Annotated in this window: 15 protein-coding genes; 11 read left to right on the top strand and 4 right to left on the bottom strand. The window is 37.5% G+C overall.

Translation table 11 applies throughout. The features are described from left to right. Window positions 1-37: 37 nt before the first annotated feature. Window positions 38-682 carry a PAQR family membrane homeostasis protein TrhA gene (gene trhA / locus ACE38V_RS17165; RefSeq protein ID WP_375843127.1) on the bottom strand — a complete coding sequence of 215 codons (645 nt, stop codon included), beginning with the start codon at window positions 680-682 and terminating at the stop codon, window positions 38-40. Between the two features lie 553 nt (window positions 683-1235). Here trhA and ACE38V_RS17160 point away from each other — a divergent pair. Further along, complete coding sequence (locus ACE38V_RS17160) at window positions 1236-2129, top strand: DMT family transporter (protein WP_375843126.1); 894 nt, start codon at window positions 1236-1238, stop codon at window positions 2127-2129. Between the two features lie 203 nt (window positions 2130-2332). Then, complete coding sequence (locus ACE38V_RS17155; protein ID WP_375843124.1) at window positions 2333-3118, top strand: arginase family protein; 786 nt, start codon at window positions 2333-2335, stop codon at window positions 3116-3118. 52 nt (window positions 3119-3170) lie between these two features. Here the strand turns inward: ACE38V_RS17155 and ACE38V_RS17150 are convergent, their stop codons facing one another. Then, the gene (locus ACE38V_RS17150; RefSeq protein WP_375843122.1) at window positions 3171-3998 is read right to left on the bottom strand and encodes a DegV family protein; all 828 of its coding nucleotides are present in this window, start codon (window positions 3996-3998) and stop codon (window positions 3171-3173) included. A 237-nt stretch (window positions 3999-4235) separates the two neighbouring features. Here ACE38V_RS17150 and ACE38V_RS17145 point away from each other — a divergent pair, with 237 nt between their 5' ends. Next, window positions 4236-5810 (top strand): NAD(P)H-hydrate dehydratase, encoded by a 1575-nt coding sequence (locus ACE38V_RS17145; RefSeq protein WP_375843120.1) that lies wholly within the window; start codon window positions 4236-4238, stop codon window positions 5808-5810. 623 nt (window positions 5811-6433) lie between these two features. On the opposite strand, the gene ACE38V_RS17140 is transcribed toward ACE38V_RS17145, so the two are convergent. Continuing rightward, window positions 6434-8110, bottom strand: coding sequence for an ABC1 kinase family protein (locus ACE38V_RS17140; RefSeq protein WP_375843119.1), 1677 nt, complete (start codon window positions 8108-8110; stop codon window positions 6434-6436). A gap of 29 nt (window positions 8111-8139) precedes the next feature. Continuing rightward, window positions 8140-8433 (bottom strand): phasin family protein, encoded by a 294-nt coding sequence (locus ACE38V_RS17135; RefSeq protein WP_375843117.1) that lies wholly within the window; start codon window positions 8431-8433, stop codon window positions 8140-8142. Window positions 8434-8935: 502 nt separating this feature from the next. Between ACE38V_RS17135 and ACE38V_RS17130 the strand changes: the two genes are divergently transcribed. The 8 genes from ACE38V_RS17130 to ACE38V_RS17095 all read left to right on the top strand — a co-directional run bounded on the left by ACE38V_RS17130 (window position 8936) and on the right by ACE38V_RS17095 (window position 16127). Beyond that, a complete protein-coding gene (locus ACE38V_RS17130) occupies window positions 8936-9205 on the top strand; it encodes a hypothetical protein (RefSeq protein ID WP_375843115.1) in 270 nt (89 codons plus the stop codon). After that, window positions 9160-9528 carry an FAD-dependent oxidoreductase gene (locus ACE38V_RS17125; RefSeq protein ID WP_375843244.1) on the top strand — a complete coding sequence of 123 codons (369 nt, stop codon included), beginning with the start codon at window positions 9160-9162 and terminating at the stop codon, window positions 9526-9528. The genes ACE38V_RS17130 and ACE38V_RS17125 overlap by 46 nt, the downstream gene beginning before the upstream one ends. Before the next feature lie 377 nt (window positions 9529-9905). Then, entirely contained in the window at window positions 9906-10907 is a 1002-nt protein-coding gene (locus ACE38V_RS17120; protein ID WP_375843114.1) for a flagellar protein FlaG, read from the top strand. 185 nt (window positions 10908-11092) lie between these two features. Then, window positions 11093-11815 carry an MOSC domain-containing protein gene (locus ACE38V_RS17115; RefSeq protein ID WP_375843112.1) on the top strand — a complete coding sequence of 241 codons (723 nt, stop codon included), beginning with the start codon at window positions 11093-11095 and terminating at the stop codon, window positions 11813-11815. Window positions 11816-12200: 385 nt separating this feature from the next. Then, complete coding sequence (locus tag ACE38V_RS17110) at window positions 12201-12647, top strand: type IV pilus modification PilV family protein (RefSeq protein WP_375843110.1); 447 nt, start codon at window positions 12201-12203, stop codon at window positions 12645-12647. Beyond that, window positions 12644-13156, top strand: coding sequence for a PilW family protein (locus ACE38V_RS17105; protein ID WP_375843109.1), 513 nt, complete (start codon window positions 12644-12646; stop codon window positions 13154-13156). Before ACE38V_RS17110 ends, ACE38V_RS17105 begins: the two co-directional genes overlap by 4 nt. 15 nt (window positions 13157-13171) lie before the next feature. Continuing rightward, the gene (locus tag ACE38V_RS17100; protein WP_375843108.1) at window positions 13172-14671 is read left to right on the top strand and encodes a hypothetical protein; all 1500 of its coding nucleotides are present in this window, start codon (window positions 13172-13174) and stop codon (window positions 14669-14671) included. 214 nt (window positions 14672-14885) lie between these two features. Next, on the top strand, window positions 14886-16127 hold the full coding sequence (locus ACE38V_RS17095; protein ID WP_375843107.1) for a right-handed parallel beta-helix repeat-containing protein: 1242 nt from the start codon (window positions 14886-14888) through the stop codon (window positions 16125-16127). The last annotated feature ends 90 nt before the right edge of the window (window positions 16128-16217 follow it).

Genomic DNA, 16217 nt, shown 5'->3' with positions numbered 1-16217 from the left:
TAGTTAACGGAACCCGTTACTTCAAGACGACCCTTTTTTAACGCGGTAAAAGAAAGAGTATAACACAAAGAAAATGAGCGGCGCTTCCAGCCATAACAAATACATGCCAGACCGCGTGGTGATATTTAAATGCCGGCCATACATAGAAAATAGCACCAATTGTATATAAGATTCCACCAACCACGAGATATAATAATCCCTGAGAGGAAAGATTATGGATGAGCGGTTTCCAGGCGATGACAATCAACCAGCCCATGACAACATATAAAAAGGTTGAGGTAAACAAATATTTTTTGACAAAAAAGCATTTAAACACCGTTCCCGCAATCGCAAGACCCCAAATAATTCCGAAGAGAGTCCATCCCAAAGCCCCCTTAATGACTAATAATACAAAGGGAGTGTAGGAACCGGCGATGAAAAAATAAATGGAAGAATGGTCAAAAATCTCGAATAAATCCTTTGCTTTTCCAGCTGGTAAGCTATGAAGCAATGTTGAGGAGGTATAGAGAATCACCATCGTTACTCCAAAAATAGTAAAACTTACGACATGCCAAGCTGTCCCGTAAAGAGCTGCAAAGATGATGAGCAGCACTAGAGCTGCGATACTTAAGCCCACTCCAATTCCATGAGTAATACTGTTAGCCAATTCCTCTTCCTTAGAAAAAACATGAGTATTTGCCAATTTTGTTAGCTCCTCTCAAACCTGAACTCGAAAATTCAAATTGGATATATTCAAAATACCACTATTATTACCTTAGAACAACGCAAGCGATTGTGAGATATTACCCTCAATTTTATCCCACTCTTAACGGACATTTTGACTCCCACTTCAAGATTCTGAGAATACAAAGAAGATAAGTGGGAGATCAACTGTCCGTAAAGGTCCGACGAGGGATTAAGGTCCTAGTCAGGCGAAGCCACAGGATGTGGCGTCCCTTGAGCGTGATAAGTGAAATAAGATTTTTCTTTGGGCTTCAGCCCTTAGAAAAATCAATCAGGCTTTGCGTGACTAACCATCAGTGGGGGATGAATGGCAGACTAAAAGCGCGACGTCAGCACATAAGTTTGCACACTTCACGTCCTGTGCGTCAAAAACCCCCACTGAAGGAAGTTTCATTTAATCTATTCTCCTTGATATGTTTGTTTTTATTCATTCTTTCAAATTTAAATGATTTACAGTCACTTTGTTTTTGTTATGATAGTAAGAAAATGAAATTTTGATCTGGGGGATTAAGGTGAAAGGGAAGGTTCAATTAATTACGGCTATGCTGATTTTCGGCAGCATTGGAATTTTTGTAAAACAGATAAATCTGTCTTCAAGTGAGGTCGCTCTTTTAAGGGGAGCTATTGGGAGTCTATTTCTTATCGTGGCAAGTTTTTTTGTTAAGCAAAAGCTTTCCATTCAGGCAACAAAGGAAAATTTTTGGCTCTTATTTTTGTCAGGTGCAGCTATTGGGTTCAATTGGATCTTTCTCTTTGAATCCTATCAATATACAACCATCTCCAATTCCACAATAAGCTATTATTTTGCGCCCGTTTTTGTGATGATGCTTTCGCCTATTATTTTAAAGGAAAAATTAACTCCTGTAAAAATTGTGAGTGTGGTAGCCGCTATGCTTGGTTTATTCCTCATCGTCAACAATGGAGGAACAAGCGCGGGAGGAGTATATCATCATGGGATCGGAATAATGTATGGCTTACTCGCCGCGGGGTTATATGCGAGCGTGATTTTGATGAATAAATTTATCAAAAATTTATCGGGCTTTGAAACGACCGTTGTCCAATTATTGATTGCAACCATTGTGCTTTTACCTTACGTCTATTTTAAGGACCATATGGATTTCTCAGGTGTCGGCACAAGCTCTATTTTTCTTATTCTGATTATTGGCGTTGTTCATACAGGGATTGCATATTTCTTGTATTTTGCTGCAGTCAAGGAATTAAAAGGGCAAACTCTTGCTATTTTAAGCTATATCGATCCGATTTCCGCTGTCGTTTTAGCGTCGCTTTTCTTTAAAGAGAGTATGAGCTTAATCCAAATCATTGGAGGAATTCTGATAGTAGGATCTACTTTTTTTACAGAGAAGCTGGAAACCCTACTTCAAAAGGGAATGGTAAAATCAAGATAATAGTCAATAGTTCACAATATTTTTAAGATAATCAATCAAGCGTAATGGAGATGGTAATGGTATAATATTATGAAAATACTATTTTTCCCTTTACTGGAAAATCAAGTAGTATGAGTTTGGCGTCTAACATGATGTTTTCACAATGATGATTCTCGTAATCTTCGAAAAATCCCTTAAATGATTGATAGGAGATGAATGATATTATGGGATTATTGAAACAGGAGATGTCCATTATTCATTTTGATGAAACGTATTTTGCTCAGAAAAAGCTTCAGGCCATTCGACATGAAAATATGGATTTTAGACAAGTGGAGCATGTCGATCTTTACTGTGAAAAAGCTTCTTTGGAAACAATTGAAGGATCCTTAAATACGCGAAGACAAAAAGGGATTACCTTTATCGGAAGCGGAAACTACCACTATGTTACCTATTTATTGCTAAAAGAGATTCAACATCCTTTTACGCTAATCTTATTTGATAATCATCCTGACCTTGGAAATGATCAACAGGAGGATCAAATGCTCATTTCTTGTGGCTCATGGGTTTCACATGCTTTAGCGAATATTCCCTTTTTAGAAAAGGTTGTCATAATAGGGCCAACTACGATCATGCCGCATCAACTCAAGATTCCACGCGTATCAATCTTTCCGTTCGATATACACCATAACGATTCTAAAAAAAAGATTCTTTCTGCAATTCAATCTGAAAATGTCTACATAAGTATTGATAAGGATGTGTTAAATGCCAAAGAGGTCGTCACTAATTGGGACCAAGGAAGAATGGATACTTTAACTCTTATCCATTATCTAGAAGATATTATCAGTAAAAAAGAGACTGAGGGAGTCGATATTTGCGGGGAAATTCACTTATCTCCTTTGGATTCACTTCTTCCAGACTATCAAGAGTCCATTCAAATGAATGAAAGGGCGAATCTACAAATTTTACAAACATGTCTTAAATTTAGTGACACAGGCATCAAGGGGGCATAGGAAACTCTATTGATCGGTACGAGGTATCCAACTACATCTCGTACCGAATCGATTAGAAAGAGATAATCATCCCATCTCTGCCGGCATAGGTGCCCATAGTCGCACCCATATAATTGATGAGGATGGCTTTTGGCTGAAAACGACGCATTAATTCAGTCTTCATTGATTCCGCATCCTCCACATTCCCTGTGTGAGTAATGCCAAAGGTCATTTTCGAAAAATCAGTACCCCGTTCTTCAATGATTTCAAGTACACGGTTGAAAAATTTCTTTTTTCCCCGAACTCTTTCTAAGATTTCTACTTTTCCACCTTCTACACGGTCCAAAATCACCTTAATATTTAATATTTTTGCTAATGAACCTTGAAATCGACTGAGACGACCACCTTTAACAATATTTTCTAATGTGCTTAACAGGACCAAAATATTCATTTTTTGCCGATATTTTTCCAATTCAATGATAATTTCTTCTATGGAATTTCTTTGGTTAGCAAGTTCAGCTGCGCGAATAATTTGCATGCCATGTCCTAAGGAACCGGCTAAAGTATCGAAGACTGTCACCTTTGCATCTGTCAATTCTTTTGCAAGACAAGCAGATTGATAGGTTCCGCTAAGCCCAGAGGAAATTGTCAGGCAAAGGATTTCGGTATCTGGATCAAATTTTGAAAAGGCATCTGCGAAAGCTGCAGGTGAGGGCTGAGATGTTTTGGGAAGATCATGAGCTGCAAACATCTTTTCGTAGAATTCCTCTGCTGTTAAGTCTACTTTTTCTAAATAGTGTTGATTATCTATTGTTATCGTTAAAGGGACAATCGTCAAATCATAGCGTTCTATGATATCTTTTGGTAAATCTGCAGAGCTATCTGTGATAATTTTAATCATTATTACACCCCCAGAATACTAATAATAACTATTATATCAGCTTCCAACGGACTTCTTGTAAAATTGTTCTTTTTGATCATTCTGGATAGGGATTTTATTTTAAAAGGATAAAAGCATTATGGGAATACTAAAAGTTCATTTTATTCACCTCTCTTGATTATTCAATGGAGTGGCTAACACCTTAATTGGAAATCTCTTATAATAAAGATATATAAGTATTTCAGGGAGGGACGGAAAATGTTTGTCGCAGGGCAGAAGGAAATGCAGCAAATGGATCGGTATACGATGGATCGTCTTGGACTACCTGGTGTCGTTTTAATGGAGAATGCGGGAGCAAGGGTTGTGGAGGAAATTCTTTCATACGCTAAAGGTCAAAAAAAGAAGGTAATGGTTCTTGCCGGAGGGGGCAATAACGGTGGTGATGGTTTTGTGATTGCCCGAAGATTATTTGATCTTGGCTGGGATCCGCTTTTATGTTTGTTAGTTAATCCAAAAGGTATTAAGGGAGACGCCAAATGTCATTTAGATGTTTATCTAAATAGAGGGTTACCAGTATTTTATCTCCAAGAGCATACGCTCGATGATTTAAAAACTAAATTAATTCATTCCGACATCATCGTTGATGCGATTTTAGGAACGGGAGTAAAAGGTGCTGTCCGTGAACCATTTCATCAAGTTATCTCCCTTGTAAACGATTTAAAAGAAAAGCAAATTATCGCGGTCGATATTCCATCTGGTGTTTCCAGTGATAATGGAAAGGTGGAAGGGGAAGCCATCAAAGCTACGAACACGGTTACTTTTGTTTTTCCTAAAAAAGGTTTCTTTTTCAATGATGGTCCGAACTATATCGGAAAATGGAAGGCAGTGGATATTTCAGTACCTCCTTCCATTGTTAAACAATTAGGATTTCAGTTACCACAGCTTGTAACAGGTGAGTTGGTTAAATCTTTATTGCCAAAAAGACCTCGGAATGGTCATAAAGGAACCTTTGGGCATGCTCTTGTGGTAGGAGGTTCGAGGTCATATGTCGGGGCTCCGTTATATGCAGCTAAAGCTGTACTAAATAGTGGAGCAGGCTTAGTAACACTAGCGATCCCAGAGGGTATATATCCTATGGCTGCAACGCAAAATCCAGAATCATTATTCCTGCCTTTGTCAGAAAAGAATGGGCATTTTTCAGAAAAGGCGGTGGAACAGTTGGAACCGAACCTTTCTCAATTTGATTGTGTTGCGATTGGACCAGGAATGAGCAGGTTCCAAGGTGGCGGGAAATGGATCTTAAGCCTTGTTCAGGCTCTTTCCAATCAATCGCTTGTCGTCGATGCTGATGCGCTGTACTTGCTCCGAAATGATTTAGAAAAGCTAAAGGGATATAGTGGGGCAATCATCTTTACTCCACATCCAGGTGAAATGGCTCATTTATTAAATCTCTCAGTAAAAGAGGTTGAAGAAGAACGTTTGGAAATCGCTCGGGAATTTGCAAAGACCTTCGGGATATTTCTCTTATTGAAAGGTCACCGTTCAATTATTGCCACCCCTGACGGAGAGGTGTACATTAACCCATATGGTCACGATGCGCTTGGAAAGGGTGGAAGCGGTGATGTCCTTACAGGTCTAATTACCTCATTTCTTGCACAAGGAGCAGCCCCAGTTGATGCGCTAATTGTGGCAAGCTATCTTCATGCAAGAGCAGGAGAGGAGCAGGCAAAGGTGCTCTCTCATTATGGAGTCATGCCATTGGATCTCCTTGATTGGGTGAAAAGCGAGTGCTTGAATTTAGCACATAAAGATGTTGCTGAAAAAAATATTTAAGAAAGAAGCTGGCGAAAGTGTCGTTCATGAAGGGGATGAACGACATTTTTGAGGAAGAGACAAGCAAAAGTGTCTTTCATAAGCAGATATACGCCTCTTTAAAGAGTAATCGCTAAATCTCCGTTCCCAATCAAAATAAATAAGCTAAAATCCTAACTCTAATTAACTTTCCCCAATCAACTATCACTTTTATCCCACTCTTAACGGACAGTAAGACTCCCACTTCAAGATTCTGAGAATACGAAGAAGATAAGTGGGAGATCAACTGTCCGTAAAGGTCCGACGAGGGATTAAGGTCCTAGTCAGGCGAAGCCACAGGATGTGGCTTCCCTTGAGCGTGATAAGTGAAATAAGATTTTTCTTTGGGCTTCAGCCCTTAGAAAAATCAATCAGGCTTTGCGTGACTAACCATCAGTGGGAATGAATGGCAAACTAAAAGCACGACGTCAATCGCTACGTCTGCACTAGCACGTCCTGTGCGTCGAAAACCCCCACTGATGGAAGTTTCACTTTATAAAGTCAAAACCCTACTTCCTAAATCCTCTCAGCCAACTACATAAAAAAGCTGCTCCCATTTAAAGTGATTTAAGTCAAATAAATGGAGCAGTTTTCTTTTTCTTAATTTAAAATTTCCCTGACCGAAAGATAGAGATTAAGAGCCAAAGAAACATTAAGGTAGCGACGACCGCTCCTACTTCAATGATGGGGAAATCCCATAGAATGGTGTTTTGTCTGCCGATAGAGGAACCGATGATCAATCCGACCATGATAATGCTAAAGGCTAAAAGGACAATGCTAAAGGATAATCGGTTGCTTATTTTATCTAATCTTTTTAGTAAGATATGAAGTTCCGGAGCAGAGATATTGAAATGCAATTTTCCTTTTTGGACGGTGGTGGTTAAATCTTTGATGCTTTTTGGAAGGCTGGCTAATATATCTGTGTATTCTTTAAGTTGATCCCAAGCTGATTCTATCAGCTTCAAAGGCTGATAGCGCTCCTTCAATAATTTTGCGGCAAATGGTTCGGCAATGCTCATAATATTACAATCAGGATCTAAAAATTCCACAAGTCCTTCAAGGGTCATTAAGGATTTGCCGAGCATCGTGAACTCAGCAGGAACTTGGATATGATATTGCGATGCAATCGAAAAAAGCTCTTGAATGACATTCCCAAGGTGGAGCTGACTTAATGGGAGATCATAATATTTATTCATAATGCTCTCAACATCTAATTTAAGTAGCGTAAGGTCAACGTCTTCAGGAAATAATCCCATTTTTAAGAGAACATTGACAATCCCATCGCTATTTCCACGTTTTAGAGAAATAATGAGAGAAACAAATTGCAGCTTCATTTCTTGACTCAAATGTCCAACCATGCCAAAATCCATGAGACCTATTATTTCACCAGGCATGATGATGACATTGCCAGGATGAGGGTCACCGTGGAAAAATCCCTCCACCAAGATTTGATGCAATAAGCACTGGGTGAATTTTTCAGCAATGGATTTTCGATTATAGCCGTTTTCAAGTAATAAATCGAGATTATTAATTTTGATTCCTTCAATATATTCCATGGTCAGAACCTTTTTAGTGGAATAATCCCAATAAATGGTTGGAATATGGACAGTGGAGTCGTTTTTGAATTGATTGGCAATCTTTTCTGCATTTCTTCCTTCAATACTATAATCTAATTCCGCTCTTAAGGATTTCGAAAACTCCTCGACAATATCGCGAATATGGTAGTTTTTTGCCCAATCTAGCTGAGTATCCATTAAACGGGCAATGTCTTCTAGTATTTCCAAATCGGTTTCGATTACTTTTTGGATATGAGGGCGTTGGATTTTTACGGCAACATGCTCTCCTGTATGAAGACGGGCAAAATGGACTTGACCAATAGAAGCGGAAGCTGTTGGTGTTTCGTGAAATTCAGCAAAAATTGTATCAATGCTTCCTCCAAGTTCCTCCTCAAGAATTCGATTGACTTCAGATGATGGGAAGGGGGGGACATGATCCTGTAATTTTTCCAGCTCTTTAATTATGTTTTCTGGAAAGATATCCATTCTTGTACTAGCGATTTGCCCAAGCTTGATAAAAGTAGTACCTAATTCCTGCAACACAATTCGGACTCTTTCCCCTAAAGTTCTTTGAGATACATCAGATGTGGCAGTATCCTTTTTAAAAGAAAGGGAGAGGGCTTCAGTTAGTCCTAAGTCTTTAATCAGGTAACCAAAACCATTGCGGAGAAAAGCACGAACAATTTCTTGATAGCGGTGGGCATGCTTCATTCGTTTCTTAAACATGATCAGACCTCCCCTCCAGCTACTTTACGTTATTCGCTCTTTTCCTCTAATGCGGCAATTCTTTTTTCCAATTCGTGATATTCTTCCATTGTGACAAGATCCCATTCTTTCAATGCTTGCTGAACCTTAGTTTTAACCAAATCATCAAGATCTTTCTTTGCTGTTTCGCCTTTTTCAATTAATTTTTCTATCATCTCTTTTGACTCATTTTTGTTTAATTCTCCTTTTGCCACAAGTTCATCGACAATCTTTTCAATTTGTTCCTTGCTTGCGACGGCTGCTCCGATTCCTAAGGAAATGATTTGGTCAAATAAATTTTTCATATTACTGCCTCCTTAAATTAGTAGGAATGTCCCTGCAGTAAATCTTGGATGATAAAGTGAAACTTCCATCAGTGGGGGTTTTCATTCATCCCCCACAGATGGTTAGCCACGCAGAGCCTGATTGATTTTTCTAAGGGCTGAAGCCCAAAGAAAAATCTTATTTCACTTATCGGACCTTTACGGACAGTTGATCTCCCACTTATCCTCTTCGTATTCACAGAATCTTGAAGTGGGAGTCTTACTGTCCGTTAAGAGTGGGATAAATAAAAGTCTATATTTCTTATTTTAAAGGATTTTTTAAAATATTTCCAAAATGAAAAAAGGAAGAATATGTGACGGTGAGATTAAACTTTATAATTGCTATTAATTTCCTGCGATTCTAGTTATTTATATTGGTATAATGCCTATATCTATAGTTCTTTTGTATGGAATAAATGTATTTTTATTACTATTCGATTTCTAAGAAGCATCAGGGGAATACAAAGAGAGGAAAGGGATTTTTATGAATCTTAGAGTAAAAGCACTTCTTGTAATCGGAACTTCTATGTTTTTGTTCTTAGGACTTCTTCTTTTGATTGCCTCCCCTTTTCTCTATAATGATTCGATTACATTAGATGAGAGCCAAACGATGAAAAATGTGGAAAGATTACATAATGAACTTGATTCAGAAAAGGATATTTTGTTTCGCACGAATCGTGATTGGGCTGTATGGGATGATTCTTATTTATTTGTAAATGGGAACACACCTCGAAAAAAGGAAATTTACTTATAAGGCTTTTTTATAAAAGCAGTCACCCTGCCTATCAGGAATTAATTGGGATGAGCGAGGAGGATCTGCTTCAAGTGGCGCTGAGTGATATCAGCAAAAGTTTAAATCTGCAACTAAATCCTGTTGTAAGTGAGGTAACGAAATGGTCAGAAAGCATGCCTAACTACTTAATCACCCATCCTAAAAATGTCTCAGCACTTGAAGAGAAGCTAACTGAAGCATATCCTGGAGACTTTCTAGCAGGGTGCTCTTATTATGGTGTTGAGATACCTGATTGTATGGGTAATGGAATAAAAACGGCGCAAAAAATTACGGCACTTTTATAAAACCAAAATCCGCCCAAAGATAAAAAATGGGCGGATTTTTTACTAAAAAGCATAGGAAGAAGTGGATTAGTCTTTAATGTATGTTAAAAATGTAGTATGGTCTAAAATTGGATGGAGAAGTATGGTCGCCCTTATTGATTTTGGCTTATGTGTCAACATGGCACTGCAAAGTAAATAATCAAAGTAATCAACCTCGCACGGGAAGTGAGTTTTTAATCGTGTAGAGGTGTTTTTTTATGCCCATGTGTTCATCTTGTATTTATTATCTGATCTTACAGTTTTTTACAGAAAAAAGCATATGGAAAAGCGAGCCTGAATAAAATTGTGAGGAATCTTCTTTGCGGGAAGAGAAATCATAATGAAAAGTTGGGGGAACAATGGGAAAATTAATGGGGATTATTGGCAGTATTGTACTTGCGAGTTTACTAGTTTTAAGCGGATGTTCAGAAAAAACGACTCGAGAAAAGGACTTGGAAAAGCAGGTAGCTGATTTACAAAAACAGGTGAAAGAGGAGAAAAAGTCGCAAGAACATAAAACAGAAGAGCAAATGTTAAAGGAAGATATCTTTGTTAAAGTGGTTGATCCAACGAATAAAGAGGTTATTAAAACGATTGATCCGAAAAAATTGGGATATAAAACGGATCAAGTAAACTATAAAAATAAGATAGAGAAATGGGCAAGGAATTTAGCTCGTGGAACCGAAAAAAGACCTGGTTATGACCAAAGGATGATTCCTGATAGAATTGGTACCAATGGCCAAATAATAAAAGGAAGGCCAAGAAGAATTTTAGAAGAAACAGAGCTAGCAGAACGCGTGATGAAAGCATCAGCAAAGGGTGGAACAGTAAATCTTCCATTATATGTAACGGAAAGCGAGTATCAGTCGGCAGAGGTTCAGACATTGGGAGAAGTTGTTGTAGCATCCTACACCACATACTATAATGCTGGTGTAGCAGGGAGGACCAGGAATATTGAACTCTCAGCTAAAGCAATTAATAATGTCATCCTTGGGGTGGATGATCTATTTTCCTTTAATACAACACTTGGGCCAAGTGACACTGCTCATGGATACCAGCCGGCTGAAGAGGCAGTTAATGGGAAGCTGGTTATGGGAATCGGAGGAGGAATCTGTCAAACATCATCAACCCTTTATAATGCGATTGATAAGTTGAGTGTGAAATATATTGAAAAGCACCATCATTCCGTTAGTGTCGGATATGTACCAAAGGGAAGAGATGCGACAGTATCATATGGTGGGGTGGATTTTCGCTTTCAAAATACAATTGGTGTACCATTGCTGTTGAAGGGATATACCAAAAACGGGGTATTAACGGTAGAGGTAAGAACCTCAAAGAAGTATAAGGCTCAAATGAGCTAGAGCAAAGTACACGCTATTCAATAAAGAGTTTCATTAAGAATTGAATCCCAACGTTCTTATAGTTTGACGGATTTTCAATTAAGTGGATAGACAAACTAGATTGTTACAAATATCACAAGAATAGAAGGATTTTTTCGGGGGAATCAAGAAATCTTTACTATCCTCTTGAGAAAGGTCGTAGACATATGATAATTGGAGAAATCAAAGAGATCATTCGTTATCCTGTGAAATCTTTTTATGGTGAGAAGGTGAACAGAACATCGGTTCAATCCTATGGGCTTTATGGGGATCGTAGTCATGCTTTTTTAGATGAAACAAGGCCTGGTAAATTTCTTACTTTGACACAAATGCCTGCCATGACTCGATATCGTGCAATGTTTGTCGGAGAAGAAACGATGGAGAGGTTTCCAGAATTAAAAATATGCTCTCCTTCAGGAAATATTTATTATTGGGGAGATGGACGATTGTTAGATGAACTAGAGTCGTTCACGAACAAGCAATTAACGCCGATTCAATACACACCAAATTATGTTCCGTTGGGAGCAATTGAAGAAGAGCATCTCCTATTAACGACGGATGCTTCTCTTGAAAAACTTGAAGAGCTTTGGGGAGAACAGGTAGATAATTTACGGTTTCGCCCTAATATTCTTATTTCTTTATATGATAAATCTCCTTTTATAGAGGAGGAATGGTTTGGAAAGAGAGTGCTGCTTGGAGATGTGGAAATAGAAATGAAAAGGCATTGTGAGCGCTGTACAATTATTAATATTGACCCAGAAAATGGTATAACCGATTTATCATTATTAAAGACCGTATATCAAAAACGTAATAACCACTTTGGTGTCTATGCATCTGTTATTAAAACTGGTGAGATAAATGTGGGGGACAAAATTACCCTCATCGATTAAAAACAAAAACGAGCAAATGGCTGATTTGATAGCCTTTGCTCGTTTTTGTTCTGCCTCATCTAGTGTAAATTCTTTATGCACCATGGAGATTTCTAAGCTAAAGTGAACTATTCATAAATCCACGTAGTTGATTGAAATAAACGGTCCCTTTATTTTTTAACAGAGGAAAGGGTTCCTTTTGAATCAGCGTCTCCCATAATATGGATAAAATATGGATATTATGTTTATTTTGATAATTTGACAATATAATTAATTTTGATAATTTACTGCTATTGTCTCTCTATTATCCGCTATCATAAAGGTAGTAGGAGGAATTACCCTTCTAAAGTATGGAAAAAGCATGCCAAAAGGCCTTAAAAGACTAAAGAGGATAAGGTTGATTTATATGAAGAATAATCGTGGCTTCACATTAATCGAAATATTAGCATCGATCACCATTCTTGGTCTTTTGCTGACTGCGTTTTTTCAGTTTTTTATTTTTTCGCAAAAAACAACGACGAGTAATCAAGAGAAATTAGTAGCATTGGATATTGCGCAATCTGTATTTGAGCAAATCAAAAAGAATGCTTATCCAGAGGTTACAAGTGTCGATATAGATGCGGATGTTGATTATCCAAAGGTGTATAATTTTGAAACCGTTTGCAGCATTGGAGATGAAGATACCGTTAACCAATGTGCGAAAAGATATACCATATCTAGTAATAATAAAACTTTTCATATCAAGATAATAGTAGATAAGAAGTTAGATGTAGGAATCCTTTCCGTTGAAGTCCAAGTATGTGATGCTAACGGCAATATAAAGAGTAAAGTGAAAGGATTTGTAGAAATATGAATAAATCAGATGGGTGGAAGAATTCGTACGGAATAACTCTTGTTGAAATGCTTGCAGCTCTTGCCATTTTCGGGATAATCGCAACCCTCATCATCAGTGTATGTGTAAGTGGCATGAACAGCTATAAGAGAGTCAATAGTGAAATTCTTTTACATGATGAAGCCAATTATGTCATGACACAATTTGAAAATTACATTTATGTTGCATCGAAAGTAGAAGAAATCACACAAAGCGATTGTACCTCCCTTATTAAAGTAACCAATCTTGATGGGGATGAACTTAAACCAACAACAACCATTTTGGGATTTGATCATCATAATGCAGTGATTAATGGCTCAGCCATTCAATCATCTCCTTACCAGTTTTCTTGCGGCAATCCTGAGGATGAATCCAAGTTATCAGTTGAAGGACATACAGTCAAAATTAAGATGGTGATTGAGGATCCACAATCTGATAAGATAAAAAATTTTGAGTTAAATAATGAAATTTCCTTTGAGAGCATTGAATAAGTGGAGGTGAATAAGGTGAAGGAGCATGAACGAGGGTCGACGTTAGTATTAGTATTATTAGTCATTCTCGTATTATCTGTACTAGGGATTTCCTTAATGGGGAATGTTGTTGGGGAAAATAAAAGAACAAATGCAACAGAATCTGGGGTTCAAGCGAGATATTTGGCTAAAAGCGGTTTAGTCTATTTTGAAGCGGCATTTAAGGACTATATCAAAAAGAATGCTCCAGACTCTATTAATATTAAAAGCTTTTTAAATAATTATAAAGATTGGGTTACAGTGGGAGATGTAAAAGAGACAGGTAAACCCGAACAAGCGGAGATCAAGGCAGAATTAACAAAGGACCTACTTGTAAAGGTAACAAGTAAAGCTAAGGTAGACTCCAGTATAAAAACATTAGTTGGTTATTATAAATTGAATGTGGAAGTGGATATTGATAAACCAATTCTCGCCCTTAGTGATTTTACTAATAATGGAAGAGCAATTGATTTTACTGATTTACAGCTCGTCGGTGTTGATTTATCACTTTTAAATTTGAAACTAATTGATATTAGGGGAAGTGATACGGAATTTTATCGAGTGCCTGTCGATCAGGTTATAGGAGTGAACTTACTTGGTCCAATTTTGGGAATCAGTATAGGAGACGGGGAGAGATTTGATACATTGGAAAAAAATCGTGTCATCGCGACCCGTGATAGCGATGCAGTAGGATTAGATCTATTTGAATTTGAACAGGATAAAGGAGCACTAGTATCTGTTAATTTAATCAATTATGGAAGAGCCTTAGATACAAATGTCATAATTGATGGGGGGTTTACCGCTTTTGAATTATTAGGCATCCGCTTTAATGGATATCGCGACATTGATTTCAAGAAATTCGGAATCATGGGGAATGGCCTTATTCAACAGGATCGAAATGGCAATGAAGGGACAACAGCTGATGATAAGGATATATGGAGACGATTTACGTTTGTGGAAGGTTTATATGTGAATAAATCTTTAACAATTGGTGGAATACAAGGCGGTAATCAACCGGCTAATAAAGTAGATAAATATAGTAAATTACTGCTTCGAGGAAATATGGCGGTCATGGATAATTTGTCTTTTGCTGATGCTGATGTTGTTTTTGGAGATAGTTCTGAAAATGAATCTCTGCTAAAACCTGAAGATTATATTTCTAATTTATATGTAAAGGGAAATGCGGATATAAAAAACTCTTGTATCAAACCCAAAAATGACCAATATGATTTCCGCTTATTTTCTGAAGGAAAAATAAGTATTGTAGGAAACAAGTTAAGCGCTGATTGTAATAACTTTAAAGGTCTTTTCTATGCTAAAAATGGTTTGGAGATTACCACAAATAATCAACCGATGACCATTATTGGTGGAGTATTTGGAGATGTTCATGTTGATTATCCTGATAAATTAACCATTATATCAGACCCTAAGTACTTAGATACAGTAAAATTCAGCAATGTCAAATTGATTACAAAGGGAAAAACAGTCGAAAAATAATCGATAGCCAGCGTTAGATTTATTTTGAGGGCGCTGGTTTTTTCATGTCCATATAGTTTGTGCCTATTTTATTAAAAAAGGTGTTTTACTTATATCATGCTTGTCCTTATTTTCATATGATGAAAGTAGATGGAGATTCGTTCTCCTTCAAAAGTCTTGTCTTCGGATAAGTCTTATTTATGCGTTTTCATTGATTTGAAAGGAGGAGCAAGAATTGGCAGAGAAAATATTTATCAATAGTACGATTGCTACCTTACAGATTACTCTGTTTGTTCGACAAGGGATTGATCCGTTTAATCAAGATGGGACAGTGTCATTTGCTCTAAATCCAGGGCAAACTTTAAATGTGACCTATGGGGATGATGTCAATATATTCTTAAACGGTCTATCGTTATTTACCACTTCTGAAGGGGATTTATATAGCAAGGTGCAATTTATTACGGAAAGTAGTAGTGAACTTGATAATTTATTAAATACAAATGATACTATTGTAATCACCAAACAAGAAACGGATTATGTTTTATCTGGAATGAACACTGCACTTGAAGCAGTGAATGATGCTGATACTACTGCTGAAATGCGGGCAGCCATTGAGAATCCCGAACTAGGATTGAATTTAACAACTTATAATGCTTTGACTGAAGAACAAAAGGATACTGTGGCAACCTCATTATTAACTGAGCGGCCTGCGGAAGGATATCCAACTGTTGCAAGTGTTCAGTTAGCACTTGATGAGGCAATTGCTGAGCTTGTTGACCCAGATAATATTTTTGTGCAGTCGGGTTCTGTGGATGGTGACGGCAGCGTGGCACATCCATTTGGCACGATAACCTCAGGTCTTGCAGCGGTTAATCCGTTTGGTACAATTCATATTTTAAGTGGAACCTATCCAATTACGACACAAATCAATGTAAATAAGGAAGGAATTTCTTTAATAGGGGAACCGGGATCCACACTGTTATTGCAAGCGAATATCATTCCATTATTAGTTACACAACCAAATACGACCATTGATGGGCTAACACTAACAAGCGACGTTCCTTATCCAAGAGAATTTATCCAAGTTGGCGGAGCTAATACAACCTTAAGGAATAATACAATATTTGGACCACCTCAGGCCTTGCCGATGGAAAATTGGATTGTTAACCGAGCAGTGGTGCCACAAGTGAGTAATTCCAATATCACGGTAGAGAACAATACCTTCTTTTCATTACGGACAGGAATGTATATTAATCCTAACGTAACGGGGGCTATCAATAATAATATAGTCTACAATACAAAAGGTGGATTTTTAGTTGACCGAGCTTTAACCACCTTTAATGGAAATTCGTGGGGAACTCCTCCTAATGAATTTGATATCGTCTTATTAGCAGGAACAACGACAGGACCTCCTTATGATAATATTGAAGCTCTTCAAGAAGTGAATAATAATGCAACCATATCCGACCAAAGATAGTAGGAATAGAGCCATCTTCGAATTTTATGAGGATGGCTCTTATCTTGTGCAAATAGTTTAAGAAATAGAAAAAAGAAAAGGAAATTTGAA

Origin of the sequence: Cytobacillus sp. Hz8, assembly GCF_042263505.1 — a bacterium.
Classification (GTDB): domain Bacteria; phylum Bacillota; class Bacilli; order Bacillales; family Cytobacillaceae; genus Bacillus_BE.
The sequence above is the reverse complement of the archived record's forward strand: the minus strand, read 5'-3'. Positions and strand labels throughout refer to the sequence as shown.

Excerpts from the sequence above, each read along its gene's own strand:
- ACE38V_RS17155 (WP_375843124.1), top strand. The coding sequence starts at position 2,333 with ATGGGATTATTGAAACAGGAGATGTCCATTATTCATTTTGATGAAACG.
- ACE38V_RS17150 (WP_375843122.1), bottom strand. The coding sequence starts at position 3,998 with ATGATTAAAATTATCACAGATAGCTCTGCAGATTTACCAAAAGATATC.
- ACE38V_RS17145 (WP_375843120.1), top strand. The coding sequence starts at position 4,236 with ATGTTTGTCGCAGGGCAGAAGGAAATGCAGCAAATGGATCGGTATACG.
- ACE38V_RS17140 (WP_375843119.1), bottom strand. The coding sequence starts at position 8,110 with ATGTTTAAGAAACGAATGAAGCATGCCCACCGCTATCAAGAAATTGTT.
- ACE38V_RS17135 (WP_375843117.1), bottom strand. The coding sequence starts at position 8,433 with ATGAAAAATTTATTTGACCAAATCATTTCCTTAGGAATCGGAGCAGCC.
- ACE38V_RS17130 (WP_375843115.1), top strand. The coding sequence starts at position 8,936 with ATGAATCTTAGAGTAAAAGCACTTCTTGTAATCGGAACTTCTATGTTT.
- ACE38V_RS17120 (WP_375843114.1), top strand. The coding sequence starts at position 9,906 with ATGGGAAAATTAATGGGGATTATTGGCAGTATTGTACTTGCGAGTTTA.
- ACE38V_RS17115 (WP_375843112.1), top strand. The coding sequence starts at position 11,093 with ATGATAATTGGAGAAATCAAAGAGATCATTCGTTATCCTGTGAAATCT.
- ACE38V_RS17110 (WP_375843110.1), top strand. The coding sequence starts at position 12,201 with ATGAAGAATAATCGTGGCTTCACATTAATCGAAATATTAGCATCGATC.
- ACE38V_RS17105 (WP_375843109.1), top strand. The coding sequence starts at position 12,644 with ATGAATAAATCAGATGGGTGGAAGAATTCGTACGGAATAACTCTTGTT.